The organism is Mesorhizobium sp. M7A.T.Ca.US.000.02.2.1, assembly GCF_003996995.1.
Taxonomy (GTDB): Bacteria; Pseudomonadota; Alphaproteobacteria; order Rhizobiales; family Rhizobiaceae; genus Mesorhizobium.
In genome coordinates this window covers 1-11,583 of record NZ_RZTT01000185.1, presented here as the reverse complement: position 1 = coordinate 11,583, position 11,583 = coordinate 1, and the positions used below count along the sequence as shown (strand labels likewise).

The window sequence follows — 11,583 nt, the reverse complement described above, 5'->3', positions numbered from 1 at the left end:
GGCCGGTCGAGATGCCACCGAGGATGCCGCCCGCATTGTTGGACAGGAACACCGGCTTGCCGTCATTGCCGATGCGCATCTCGTCGGCATTCTGCTCGCCGGTGATACGGGCGGCCTCGAAGCCGTTGCCGATCTCGACGCCTTTGACCGCGTTGATCGACATCAGGCCGGAGGCGATGTCCTGATCGAGCTTGGCATAGATCGGCGCGCCGAGGCCTGGCGGAACGCCGTCGGCGACGATTTCGATCACCGCCCCGACCGAGGAGCCCGCCTTGCGGATGCCGTCGAGATACTGGGTGAAGACGGGTACGGAGGCCGGATCGGGGGTGAAGAACGGATTTTCGGCATCGCCGATGAAATGCCAGTTCCAGTTGGCGCGGTCTATGGATTTTTCGCCCATCGACACCAGCGCGCCGCGCACCACAACGCCCGGAACCACCTTGCGCGCCAAGGCACCGGCCGCCACCCTGGCTGCCGTCTCGCGGGCCGAGGAGCGGCCGCCGCCGCGATAATCGCGCACGCCGTATTTGACCTCATAGGTGTAGTCGGCATGGCCCGGCCGGTATTGGCGGGCGATCTCGCCATAATCCTTTGAACGCTGGTCGACATTCTCGATCAGCATCGACACCGGCGTGCCGGTGGTGATCATCGTCTCGCCGTCCTCGTCGAAGATGAAGCCGGACAGCACCTTCACTTCATCCGGTTCGCGACGCTGCGTGACGAAACGTGATTGCCCCGGCCGGCGCTTGTCGAGTTCGGCCTGGATGTCGGCTCGAGTGAAGCGGATGCCGGGCGGGCAGCCGTCGACCACGCAGCCGAGCGACGGGCCATGGCTTTCGCCCCAGGTGGTGACGCGGAAAAGGTGCCCGAACGTGTTGTGAGACATGAAATGACCCTGCCCGGCAGCGGAGCCGGCTTGGCGCATGACCCCGAAAATCGGAGCGATTTTCGGAAAGGATCATGCGCAAAATCAACAATGCTACAACGTCCTTTGCGCGTCCAAGAGGACGCGCGGCGCTGTAGGTTGCCTTCTATTGGCGTTTTTCACAGGGGTCAAACTGTGATCTGGCGGATTTAGTTTTGACACATTCGGTTGGTTTCTGCTCTGCTCCATCCGCCGTTGAACGCCCGCCGCCATGCCGGCGCAATGATAAAGAGGAACGATCATGCGTACCCTGATTGGCGCCATTGCCGCCACGCTGCTGCTTTCCACCGCCGCTTTCGCCGGCCAGACCGAAGGCCTGATCAAGAAGATCGACAAGGATACGGCGACGCTGACGCTGGATGACGGCAAGTCCTACAAGCTGAACGCCGAGACCGATCTCGACGCGCTGAAGCCGGGCATGGACATCGTCATCGCCTACGATGTGACCAATGGCGAAAACATCGTCACCGACATGGAACTGCCGGACAGCTCTGCCAACTAGAGCTTCCAACCTCAATTGAATGCTGTGTTTGCGGTTCAGCTTTCGCCGAGCCGCCTGCCAATGGCCTAAAGCGTGTCGCGTCTGAACGGATTCAGGCGACCCGCTTTAGGTCTTTGTTTTATGCATGTCGTTCTCCCAAAACCGGGGCCACTTTTGGGCGACATGCATTAAAGCCACTCCAGACTCTTGCCTTCGAGCTTGAGCAGGCGATCCTGCGGTATTTCCAGGTTCGCGGCCTCGTCCTCGGCCAGCCCCAGAACGAAGCGAAACAAGGTGCGCATGACGCCGCCATGGGTCACGCATATCGTCTGGCGTTCGATCGCGTCGAAGCATGGCCTCACCCGTTCGAGCAGCATCTGATAGCTCTCGGCGCCTTCGCCGGGCGGCTGAAAGTTCCACTTGTCCAGAGCACGCGTCATGCTCGCTCCGGGATATCCTGTCTCGAGCTCGGGAAAGGTAAATCCCTGCCAATCGCCGAAATTGACTTCGACGAGGCGCGGATCGGTTCGATAGGCATCCGGATTGAGCTTCATCGCGGCGCGAATACGCTGCATCGTTTCGCGCGTCCGTTTCATCGGACTGGCGAGGAAATCGAATTCCCAGGGATTTGGGACCAACGCGGCTAGCCGAAGCCCGTTGCCGGTCGCCTGTTCGCGGCCAAGAGCGTTGAGATCGGTATCGGCCTGCCCCTGAAGTCGCATTTCGGCGTTCCACGCGGTCTGGCCGTGGCGCGCGATATAAACCAGCGGGTACATCAGGTCTTCCGGTGCGGGATCGGGACGGACGACGGTTGGCCGGGCGTTAGTCCTTGACCGTCGAAATATCAGGCGCGTCGACCGCCTTCATGCCGACGACGTGGTAGCCCGAATCGACGTGATGCACTTCACCGGTGACGCCGCGCGACAGGTCGGACAGGAAATAGACGCCGGAATCGCCGACTTCCTCCTGCGTGACCGTCTGCTTCAGCGGCGAATTGTACTCGTTCCACTTCAGGATGTAGCGGAAATCGCCGATGCCGGAGGCGGCCAACGTCTTGATCGGGCCGGCCGAGATGGCGTTGACGCGGATCTTCTTGGCGCCGAGGTCGACCGCCAGGTAGCGCACGCTGGCCTCGAGCGCCGCCTTGGCGACACCCATGACGTTGTAGTGCGGCATGACCTTTTCGGCGCCGTAGTAGGTCAGCGTCAGCAACGAGCCGCCATCGGTCATCAGCGCCTCGGCGCGCTTGGCTATGGTGGTGAAGGAATAGACCGAAATGTCCATGGTGCGCAGGAAATTGTCGCGCGTCGTCTCGACATAGCGGCCGGTCAGTTCATCCTTGTCGGAGAAGGCGATGGCGTGGACGAGGAAATCAAGCTTGCCCCAGTGCCTGGCGACATTGGCGAAAACCTCGTCCAGGCTCGCCGGATCGGTGACGTCGCAATGGCCGGCGACAAAGGCGCCCAGTTCCGCCGCCAGCGGCTCGACGCGCTTCTTGAACGCCTCGCCCTGATAGGTCAGCGCGATCTCGGCGCCATGGTCGACGCACGACTTGGCGATGCCATAAGCGATCGACCTATTGTTGGCGACGCCAAGAATGAGGCCGCGCTTGCCGGCCATTAGGCCCTGTCCACCCGCCATGTGAGCGCTCTCCGCAAAATTTCAGCTTTGTGGGTTGCCCTATCGCACAGGCACAGAGCCCCTTCAAGCGTCCAAACCGGACAGTTCGGGGGACAAAAGCCGCCGATCAGCCTTTTTGGCCGCGCAACAGCTCTTCGAGCGCGCTGTCGCCGCCTTCCGGCAGCATGATACGCACATGAGCGTAGAGATCGCCGTGGCCGCCGGCCTTTTCCGGCAGGCCTCTGCCCTTCAGCCGCAGGACCTTGTCGGAGCTCGACCAGGCAGGAATGTTGACCGCAAGCCTGCCGGTCGGCGTCTCGACCGGCACCTTGGCGCCGAGCACCGCATCCGCCAGCACCACCGGCAGATCGGCGTGCAGGTCGCGGCCCTCGATGCGGTAGCGTGGATGTCGGCGCAGATGGATCTTGACCAGCGCGTCGCCTGGCTGGCCCGGCCCCTGCTCGCCTTGGCCCTTGAGGCGGATGGTCTGGCCGTCCTCGACATAGGCCGGCAGCTTGACCGCCACCTTGCGGCCGTCGGGGAACATCGCCGTCACCTTTTCGGCGGTCGCCGCTTCCTCGATGGTGATGTCGAGCGTCACGTTCAGATCGGCTGCTGTCGCCTGCTGGCGGCGATCGCCCGTGCCGGGACCGCGCGCGCCCGAAAAAGTGTCGCCAAAAATCTGGCTGAAGATGTCGCTGTTGCCGTCGAACGGATCGCCACCCGGTCTGCCGGAGCGGAATTCGAACCGCGAACCGCCCGGACCCTGCTGCCGGCGGAAGCCGCCGAAGGGATCGCCGCCACCGGCAGCGCCCTCAAAGCCCTGGAATCGCGGCTTGCCGTCGGCGTCGATCTCGCCGCGATCGAAAGCGGCGCGATTCTTTTCGTCGCCGACGATCTCGTAGGCCTGGTTGGCCGCGGCAAAACGGTCCTTCGCCTTGGGATCGTTCGGATTCTGGTCCGGATGATGCTTCTTGGCGAGTTTCCGATACGCCGACTTTATGTCCTTGGCCGATGCGTTCCTGGCAACGCCCAGCACCTCATAGGGGTCGCGCATGTGCTTACTGCCCTGGAGTAGAGTTGAGTCTCTTGTGCCACCTATATGCGCTCGCATAGGAAGAAATTCCAGTGCTGGAGCAGCATATCAGACGCGGAAAATCAGAGTGCCTTGAAGTCCTGCATGCGCCAGCCGCCGGCGCTGGCTAGGCACAGTTCGCCTTCGAACATGGCAACGCCGTCAAAGCTTTCGCGCGAGGCCTTGAAGCGGCGGCAGGTCTGGCCGTTGTCCTTCAATTCCGCCAGGTCGGTGATGGAACCGCGCGAACCGGTGCCGGCATTGGCCCACGGCACGGCCTGCCCGCCGAGCTGCTCGATGTCGGCCGAGGAAACCGCATTGCCGATCGTCGTCTGGTCGGAGTCGCGATCCAAATTGGCCGGCGCGGCCGAAGCAGACGTGCTGCTGGTCAGGATCGAGCGGTCGACTTCGGCTTTTTCCAGGCTGAAGCCGCCGGCGCCACACGCGGCAAGCGGCAAGGCGACCGCCACGATCGCGGCTTTCGCGCTGGCCGAAGCGATAACGCTCCATTGCCTGCTGTCAAAAGCTTGCGCGATACGCGACAATCGGCAGCCTCCCCCTTGCTTCGTAAAGAATCTTGGTTTTGTAAGAATCTTGGCTTCGTGACAATTTGAGAAAACTATGAGTGACACTGAGTTAACAAGCGGTGACTTTACCGAGGCTGCCGAGCCGTTTCGCCTCTTTGCCGCATGGCTGGACGACGCCACGAAAAGCGAGCCGAACGACCCCAACGGCGTGGCTCTGGCGACCGTCGATGCCGACGGCATGCCGGATGTGCGTATGGTGTTGCTCAAGGGGTTCGATGAAAGCGGGTTTGTCTTCTACACGAATTTCGAGAGCGCCAAGGGCCAGGAGATTCTTGGCAGCATGAAGGCGGCGATGTGTTTCCATTGGAAGTCGCTGCGCCGCCAGGTGCGCATTCGCGGACCGGTGGAGATCGTCAGCGACGCCGAAGCCGACGCCTACTATGCGACACGGCCGCGCGGCAGCCGCATCGGCGCCTGGGCTTCGAAACAATCGCGGCCGCTGGAAAGCCGCTTTGCGCTGGAGAAAGCGGTGGCGGAATACACGGCACGCTATCCGATCGGCGAAATCCCGCGGCCAAAGCACTGGTCCGGCTTCCGCATCGTGCCCAGCACCATCGAGTTCTGGCACGACAGGCCGTTCCGGCTGCACGACCGGCTCGTTTTTACGCGCAGTGCGAAGGACGGCTGGGACAAGACACGGCTTTATCCCTGAGGCTCAGGCCTTCTTTCTCGTCATGAACGCGGTGAGCGCGGCGCGCGCCTCACCGGACTTCAGCCGCTCGCGAAAATGGTCGCTTTCCTCGCCGATGCGGGCGAGGAGATCGTCGCGCGAACCACGCATCAGGTTGCGCGCGATCTTCAACGCCTGTGGTGGCTTGGCCGCGATCTGGCCGGCTGCCGCCAATACCGAAGCCTCCAGCGCTGCTTCCTCGACCACCTCGTAGATCAGGCCGGCGGCCTTGGCGCGCTCGGCCGAAAAACCCTCGCCAAGACCGAGCAGCGCGAAAGCGGCTTGCTGGCCCAGAATGCGCGGTGCCAGCAGGCTCGATCCCGCCTCAGGCACAAGGCCCAGGTCGACGAAAGGCGTCCTGAACACGGTGCGTGGCGTGGCGAAAGTCAGGTCGCAATGCAGGTTGAGCGTCGTGCCGATGCCGACCGCGATTCCGTCGACGCCGGAGACCATGGGTTTTTCGACCTTGGCCAGCGCCATCAGGAAATCCCAGACTTCGGTGCCGCCGTCGCCGCCGGTGGCGACGACCATGAAGTCGGCAAGGTCGTTGCCGGAGGAGAAGGCGCCGGGCACGCCGAGAAAGACATGGACGCGGATGGCCGGGTCGGCGTCGCCCTCGGCCAGGGTTTTTGACATTTTCGCATACATGGCGCGCGTCAGCGCGTTCTTCTTGTCCGGCCGATTCATGCGGATGATCTGGATGGCGCCCTGGCGCTCGACGAGGATATGGTCTGTCACGGTGTTTTCCTTGTGAAACGTCAGGCAGAGACGAGCGTCTTGCCGGCAGCGGCGAGGCTTTCGGCGCCATCGATGACGCGCGCCCTCAAGGCGCTGACCTCGCCGAGCAGGTTTTCGGCAAAGAAACGGCAAAGCGCTATGCGGTTGTGATCGGCAAGAGCACCGCGCGCCAGATAGGCGCCGCCGGCGGCAAGCGAGATCAGCCTGAGATAGGGCGTCGCGCCTGCCAGCGCCTCTTCCGACCGGCCATCGGCCGTCAGTTTTTGCAGGAAGCGGGTCGCTTCGCTGAGATCGCCAAGTGCCGCGTCAAGAGCGTCGGCGGTGCGGCCGAAACCCTGCATGTTCGAGGTCCGCGTCGCTCCGGCCATGTCAGCCAGTTCGGCGATGTAACCATGCACATGGTCGCCACCGCCGAGCGGCAGCTTGCGCATCACCAGATCGATCGCCTGGATACCGTTGGTGCCCTCGTAGATCGGGGCGATGCGCGCATCGCGATAGAAGGCGGCCGCTCCCGTCTCCTCGATGAAGCCCATGCCGCCATGAACCTGGAGGCCGAGCGAGGCAACCTCGACGCCGATATCGGTCGAGAACGCCTTGGCCAGCGGCGTCAGCAGATTGGCGCGATCGCGCCAGTATGCCGCCTCGTCACCGGCGGAGACACGGGCCATGTCGATGGCGTGGGCACAGGAATAGCTGATGGCGCGTGCGGTCTGGGTCAGCGCCTTCATGGTCAACAGGTTACGCTGGACATCGGGGTGATGGACGATAGGCGCCATACCCGTGCCAGTGTAGCTCGCGGCCTTGCCCTGCCGGCGCTCATTGGCATAGGCGATCGCCTTCTGCGTTGCGGCTTCCGCGACCGCCACCCCCTGCATGCCGACACAAAGCCGCGCATTGTTCATCATGGTGAACATGCAGGCGAGCCCCTTGTTCGCCTCGCCGATCAGCCAGCCGACGGCGCCGGGTTCGGCACCTTCAAAGCCGTCGCCATAGATCATGGTGCAGGTCGGCGAGGCATGGATGCCGAGTTTATGCTCAAGTCCGGAACAGAAGACGTCGTTGCGCGCGCCGAGCGCGCCATCGTCGCCGACCAGGAATTTCGGCACCAGGAACAACGATATGCCGCGCGTGCCGGCCGGCGCATCGGGCAGCCGCGCCAGGACCAGATGGATGATGTTGTCGGTGAAATCGTGCTCGCCATAGGTGATGAAGATTTTTTGGCCGAAGATGCGGTAGCTGCCGTCACCCGCCGGCTCGGCGCGGGCGCGCAAGGCGGCGAGATCCGAGCCGGCTTGCGGCTCGGTCAGGTTCATCGTGCCCATCCACTCGCCGGAGACGAGCTTTTCGAGATATTTGGCCTTGAGGTCTTCGGAGGCGTGTTTGTCGAGCGCCTCGACCGCGCCCATGGTCAGCGTCGGGCCGATGCCGAAGGCCATGGCGGCGGAGTTCCACATTTCGAGCGCGGCCACGCCGAGCATGGTCGGCAGCGCCTGGCCGCCATATTCCTCAGGCCCCGAGAGCGCATTCCAGCCGCCATCGATCCAGCGGCGATAGAGTTCCTTCCAGCCGGGCGGCGTGGTGACGGCGCCGCCTTTCAGCACCGCACCCTGCCGATCGCCGATCGTGTAGAGCGGTGTGACCTCTTCGGTGGCGAAACGGCCGGCCTCACCCAGAACGGCATCGACCAGGTCCTCGCCGAGATCGCCGAAGGTGCCGGCATCGAGCGCCGACTTCATGCCGGCCACGTGCTTGAGCGTGAAGGCGATATCCTCGACCGGTGCCCTATACATGCCGCCCACTCCTCCTGATGCCTCGGCCTGCCCAACCCTAGAACCGGTGCCGCTGCAAAACCACCCGCCGTATCAGCGGTCTCCCATCTTCTTTTTACGTAAACGTCAAATCTTGTCACGCGGATTTTGCAATCGCGGCGGCGCGTATTAAGTTCAACCCATGCCGGATCAAGTCGACCGGCGATGGATCAGACCAGCCAACCGGAACCGCCCATGCTTGCCAGACCCGACGCCTACCGCTGCATCGAATGCGGCCTGCCCTATCGAGCGGAGGGGTTCTGCTACCATGGGGGCAGACTGGACCATGGTGCCGCCTACTGGTCGGATCGCGGCATTTTGTGCTCGCCGCAATGCTCGCTCGCCCACCACCGCAAACGCGCCGCCGAAGGCACGCTGCGGCAAGAGCCGGCGCCTGACCCGTTTGAATTCTAGCGGCTGATGCGTCGCCAGCTCTTTTGGGAGCCAGCCCCCGAAAGCACTTCCTTAACCATAGCCGTTCAGGATTTGTTTTTGATCAACGGGGATTCCCTGTTTTGAAAAGGACGGCGCACCTCCTTCGCCGCTTGAAGAGTGTCGTACCGACACCCTTCAAGCCTCTGTTTCCTGCGCATGTCGTTGCCCCAAAACCGCTGCATACTTTTGGCCGGCATGCGCTGGCGATCCTCGCTCTTGCGGCGACGATGGCGCTTTCGACGGCAGCAACGGCCTCGGATTTTTCCGAGCCGTGGAAGAACGCCGACCGCGCTCTGGTCGTCGATGCCTACGAATATAATTCCATCGACTGGGCCCAGCTCGCCACCGACAAGCGGGTCGTCGGCTTCATCAACAAGGCCTCCGACGGCATGCCGCCGGCCTATTTCTGCCTGGGCAACGACATTGAGGTAAAGCTTTGCAAGGCGCTGTGGAAACGTCATGCGGTGACGCGCGAACTGTTCCAGACGCGCCGGGTGGTGGCCAAGGCACTCGGCCTGAAATGGGGCGCCTATCACCTTGCCCGTCCCGGCAATCCGGTCGAGCAGGCGAACAATTTCCTCGATTTCGCCGAGCCTGCGCCGGACGATCTCATGGCTCTCGACATCGAGGGCAATGACCCCTCGCAATGGATGTCGCTCGACGATGCCGAGGAGTTCGTACGCCAGGTGCATCGGCGCATCGGCCGTTTCCCGGTGCTGTACACCAACGGCAAGACCGCCCGCTACATTGCCGACAACAGCTACCGATACCGGCTCCTGTCGCGGCTGCCGCTTTGGTATGCGCGCTACACCAACGACATCGACGTGCATTTTCCGATGGGCAACTGGCAAGGCTACGCGCTGTGGCAGTTTTCGGCGCAAGCCAATTGCGGCCGTTTCCGCTGCCCTTACAGGGTTGCCGGCACGCCTATCGACATAGACGTGAATGTCGCGCCGACAGACGCCGCCACGCTGCGCACGCAATGGCCGTTCGGCGGGCTTATCGACGTGCCGCCGGACTATCTCGCCTCGATACCGCTACCGGTTTCACGCGAGGCCGGCCTCGCCGGCAATGTCACCATCACCTATGCGTCTGTGGCCGCGCCGCCGACTCTCGAGGACATGGTTACAGCGTTGGGCACACGCTGGTCCCGTTTCCGCGACGGCTTCCGCATGCCAGTCGTGAAGACGGTGCCGCGACGGCCAAGCTTCGGCATTGTCCAATATGTCGCCTGGAAGCGGACCGAACGGCGTTCACCCGCACAACTCGACGCTGCCTTTGCCGTCTCCGATCCACTCAGCACCGCTTCCACCGAACTCGATCGCGGCCAGCGGTGAGCCAATGCGGAACTTCAGGTTCCCTGTTCGCGCGCTACGGCCTGCCAGCCGATATCGCGGCGGCAGAACCCGTCCGGCCAATCGATGCGGTCAAGCGCGGCATAGGCTCGTTTCTGTGCCTCGCCGACCGTGGCGCCTGATGCCGTCACGTTGAGGACGCGGCCGCCATTGGCAACCAGCGCGCCGCCATTGATGGCGGTACCGGCGTGGAAGATCTGGACGCCGTCGCTCGCCGCGTCTTCGACGCCGCGGATGACCGAGCCTTTTTCCGGCGTGCCGGGATAGCCTCTCGCCGCCATTACTACGGTGAGCGCGGCCTCGTCGCGCCAGCGCACCGAAGTATGCGCAAGCTGGCCGTCGGTCGCCGCATTGAGCAGGACCAGCAGATCATCCTTCAGCCGCATCATCAGCACCTGGCATTCCGGATCGCCGAAACGGGTGTTGTATTCGATCAGCTTCGGTCCCTTGTCGGTGATCATCAGCCCGGCAAACAGCACGCCGGAGAACGGCGCCCCCAGTTCGGCCATGCCGCGCATGGTCGGCTCGATGATCTCGCGCATGGTGCCCTCGACCAGTTCCGGCGTCATCACCGGTGCCGGCGAATAGGCGCCCATGCCACCGGTGTTGGGACCGGTGTCGCCGTCGCCGACTCGCTTGTGATCCTGCGCGGTACCGAAGGGCAGTGCGGTGGTGCCGTCGCAGAGGCAGAAGAAACTCGCCTCCTCGCCGGTCATGAACTCCTCGACCACAACTTCCGCGCCGGCGGCGCCGAAGGAACCGTCGAAGCAGGCATCGAGTGCTGACTGTGCTTCACTGGGCGTCATGGCGACGGTGACGCCCTTGCCGGCAGCGAGCCCGTCGGCCTTGATGACGATCGGTGCTCCGGTCTTTTCGACATAGGCCTTGGCCGAGGCCAGGTCACTGAAACGGCCATAGGCGGCGGTCGGGATGTTGTAGCGGGCGCAGAGATCCTTGGTGAAACCTTTCGATCCTTCCAGCTGTGCGGCAGCCTTGGAGGGTCCGAAGACGCGAATGCCTTGCGCGCGCAGATCGTCGGCAATGCCGACGACCAGCGGCCCCTCCGGGCCGACCACGACGAGGTCGATTTTTTTCTCCCGGCAGAACGCGGCCACGGCGGCATGGTCGGCTAAATCCAGCTTCACCAGCTCAGCCTCGCTGCCGATGCCCGGATTGCCGGGAGCCGCATAGAGCTTTGTCAGCAGCGGTGATGCGGCGATCTTCCAGGCGAGCGCATGTTCGCGGCCGCCGGAGCCGAGAAGAAGAACGTTCATGGCCACCTCTTGATGCCGACTATCCGTTAGAGCACCCGCTATTGCTCTCTGGGCGACGGGTCAAGGCATCCGGGCGCATTGATGGGAATTGCGCACGGGAACGTTACCCCAGCCGAAAATCGGCGGCGCACATCGGCGTCGATTTTCTGGCCTCGCTTCAGCCCTGGTAGACCACCGGAAACCAGTCCTCGCGCAGCCTCTCGCCCGGCTGCATGCCGTGGCCATGATAGGGCGGCGAGGTGCGGCCCGGCCGCTCGACATAGCGCGCATCGTCACCGACCCAGCGCAGCGACAGCGCCCGGCGCCGCGCCGCGGTCAGGTTGCCGCGCGCGCCATGCGCGGTCCTGAAGTCGAACAGGATGGCGTCGCCCGGCTCCATTTCCCATTCGAGCACCTTCATCGACGGATCCTTGTCGGGATCTGGCACCGGCAGATAGTCGCCCTCGCCGGCATAGAAATTGCTGCCGTCGAGCCAGCGCACCGGCAGGATCATCTTGTCCCATTTGTGCGAGCCGGCGATCAGCCGCAGCGTCGCTTCCTTCACCGGGTCGATGGGGATCCAGAAGCTCACCGTCTGCCGGCCATCGACGAAATAGTAGGGGATGACCTGATGCC

13 protein-coding genes are annotated in these 11,583 nt (G+C 63.4%); 4 read left to right on the top strand and 9 right to left on the bottom strand.

The window, feature by feature from the left end:
• Positions 1–886 (bottom strand): chorismate synthase (gene aroC, locus EOD15_RS18295; RefSeq protein ID WP_127408708.1); only part of this gene is annotated, 886 nt, incomplete at its 3' end.
• Between the two features lie 280 nt (positions 887–1,166).
• Between aroC and EOD15_RS18290 the strand changes: the two genes are divergently transcribed.
• Positions 1,167–1,427 carry a DUF1344 domain-containing protein gene (locus EOD15_RS18290; RefSeq protein WP_027035965.1) on the top strand — a complete coding sequence of 87 codons (261 nt, stop codon included), beginning with the start codon at positions 1,167–1,169 and terminating at the stop codon, positions 1,425–1,427.
• 167 nt (positions 1,428–1,594) lie between these two features.
• Here EOD15_RS18290 and EOD15_RS18285 read toward each other — a convergent pair whose 3' ends face one another.
• The 4 genes from EOD15_RS18285 to EOD15_RS18270 form a co-directional block, all read right to left on the bottom strand.
• Complete coding sequence (locus EOD15_RS18285) at positions 1,595–2,182, bottom strand: histidine phosphatase family protein (protein ID WP_127323129.1); 588 nt, start codon at positions 2,180–2,182, stop codon at positions 1,595–1,597.
• Positions 2,183–2,228: 46 nt separating this feature from the next.
• The gene (gene fabI, locus EOD15_RS18280) at positions 2,229–3,047 is read right to left on the bottom strand and encodes an enoyl-ACP reductase FabI (protein WP_127268175.1); all 819 of its coding nucleotides are present in this window, start codon (positions 3,045–3,047) and stop codon (positions 2,229–2,231) included.
• A 106-nt stretch (positions 3,048–3,153) separates the two neighbouring features.
• Positions 3,154–4,083: a J domain-containing protein gene (locus EOD15_RS18275; protein ID WP_127408707.1), complete on the bottom strand. Its 930-nt coding sequence runs from the start codon at positions 4,081–4,083 to the stop codon at positions 3,154–3,156.
• Positions 4,084–4,184: 101 nt separating this feature from the next.
• Positions 4,185–4,646, bottom strand: coding sequence for an RT0821/Lpp0805 family surface protein (locus EOD15_RS18270; RefSeq protein ID WP_027035968.1), 462 nt, complete (start codon positions 4,644–4,646; stop codon positions 4,185–4,187).
• A gap of 76 nt (positions 4,647–4,722) precedes the next feature.
• Between EOD15_RS18270 and pdxH the strand changes: the two genes are divergently transcribed.
• Complete coding sequence (pdxH, locus tag EOD15_RS18265; RefSeq protein WP_127270335.1) at positions 4,723–5,340, top strand: pyridoxamine 5'-phosphate oxidase; 618 nt, start codon at positions 4,723–4,725, stop codon at positions 5,338–5,340.
• A gap of 3 nt (positions 5,341–5,343) precedes the next feature.
• Here pdxH and EOD15_RS18260 read toward each other — a convergent pair whose 3' ends face one another.
• Together EOD15_RS18260 and EOD15_RS18255 are read right to left on the bottom strand one after the other, a co-directional pair.
• Positions 5,344–6,096 carry a crotonase/enoyl-CoA hydratase family protein gene (locus EOD15_RS18260; RefSeq protein WP_127320918.1) on the bottom strand — a complete coding sequence of 251 codons (753 nt, stop codon included), beginning with the start codon at positions 6,094–6,096 and terminating at the stop codon, positions 5,344–5,346.
• 20 nt (positions 6,097–6,116) lie between these two features.
• Positions 6,117–7,886, bottom strand: a complete 1,770-nt coding sequence (locus EOD15_RS18255) for an acyl-CoA dehydrogenase (RefSeq protein ID WP_127320919.1) — start codon at positions 7,884–7,886, stop codon at positions 6,117–6,119.
• 213 nt (positions 7,887–8,099) lie between these two features.
• Here EOD15_RS18255 and EOD15_RS18250 point away from each other — a divergent pair, with 213 nt between their 5' ends.
• Both EOD15_RS18250 and EOD15_RS18245 read left to right on the top strand, forming a co-directional pair.
• A complete protein-coding gene (locus tag EOD15_RS18250) occupies positions 8,100–8,318 on the top strand; it encodes a hypothetical protein (RefSeq protein WP_013532811.1) in 219 nt (72 codons plus the stop codon).
• A gap of 248 nt (positions 8,319–8,566) precedes the next feature.
• Complete coding sequence (locus EOD15_RS18245; RefSeq protein WP_164761764.1) at positions 8,567–9,676, top strand: glycoside hydrolase family 25 protein; 1,110 nt, start codon at positions 8,567–8,569, stop codon at positions 9,674–9,676.
• Between the two features lie 14 nt (positions 9,677–9,690).
• On the opposite strand, the gene purD is transcribed toward EOD15_RS18245, so the two are convergent.
• Positions 9,691–10,968: a phosphoribosylamine--glycine ligase gene (gene purD / locus EOD15_RS18240; protein WP_127320921.1), complete on the bottom strand. Its 1,278-nt coding sequence runs from the start codon at positions 10,966–10,968 to the stop codon at positions 9,691–9,693.
• 157 nt (positions 10,969–11,125) lie between these two features.
• On the bottom strand, positions 11,126–11,583 hold a 458-nt coding region (locus tag EOD15_RS18235), incomplete at its 5' end, for a phytanoyl-CoA dioxygenase family protein (protein ID WP_185929017.1).

Bases quoted from the DNA above. Each gene is read 5' to 3' on its own strand.
- EOD15_RS18255 (WP_127320919.1), bottom strand. From the start codon at position 7,886: ATGTATAGGGCACCGGTCGAGGATATCGCCTTCACGCTCAAGCACGTG.
- EOD15_RS18250 (WP_013532811.1), top strand. From the start codon at position 8,100: ATGCTTGCCAGACCCGACGCCTACCGCTGCATCGAATGCGGCCTGCCC.
- pdxH (WP_127270335.1), top strand. From the start codon at position 4,723: ATGAGTGACACTGAGTTAACAAGCGGTGACTTTACCGAGGCTGCCGAG.
- fabI (WP_127268175.1), bottom strand. From the start codon at position 3,047: ATGGCGGGTGGACAGGGCCTAATGGCCGGCAAGCGCGGCCTCATTCTT.
- EOD15_RS18285 (WP_127323129.1), bottom strand. From the start codon at position 2,182: ATGTACCCGCTGGTTTATATCGCGCGCCACGGCCAGACCGCGTGGAAC.
- EOD15_RS18275 (WP_127408707.1), bottom strand. From the start codon at position 4,083: ATGCGCGACCCCTATGAGGTGCTGGGCGTTGCCAGGAACGCATCGGCC.
- EOD15_RS18290 (WP_027035965.1), top strand. From the start codon at position 1,167: ATGCGTACCCTGATTGGCGCCATTGCCGCCACGCTGCTGCTTTCCACC.
- purD (WP_127320921.1), bottom strand. From the start codon at position 10,968: ATGAACGTTCTTCTTCTCGGCTCCGGCGGCCGCGAACATGCGCTCGCC.
- EOD15_RS18245 (WP_164761764.1), top strand. From the start codon at position 8,567: ATGGCGCTTTCGACGGCAGCAACGGCCTCGGATTTTTCCGAGCCGTGG.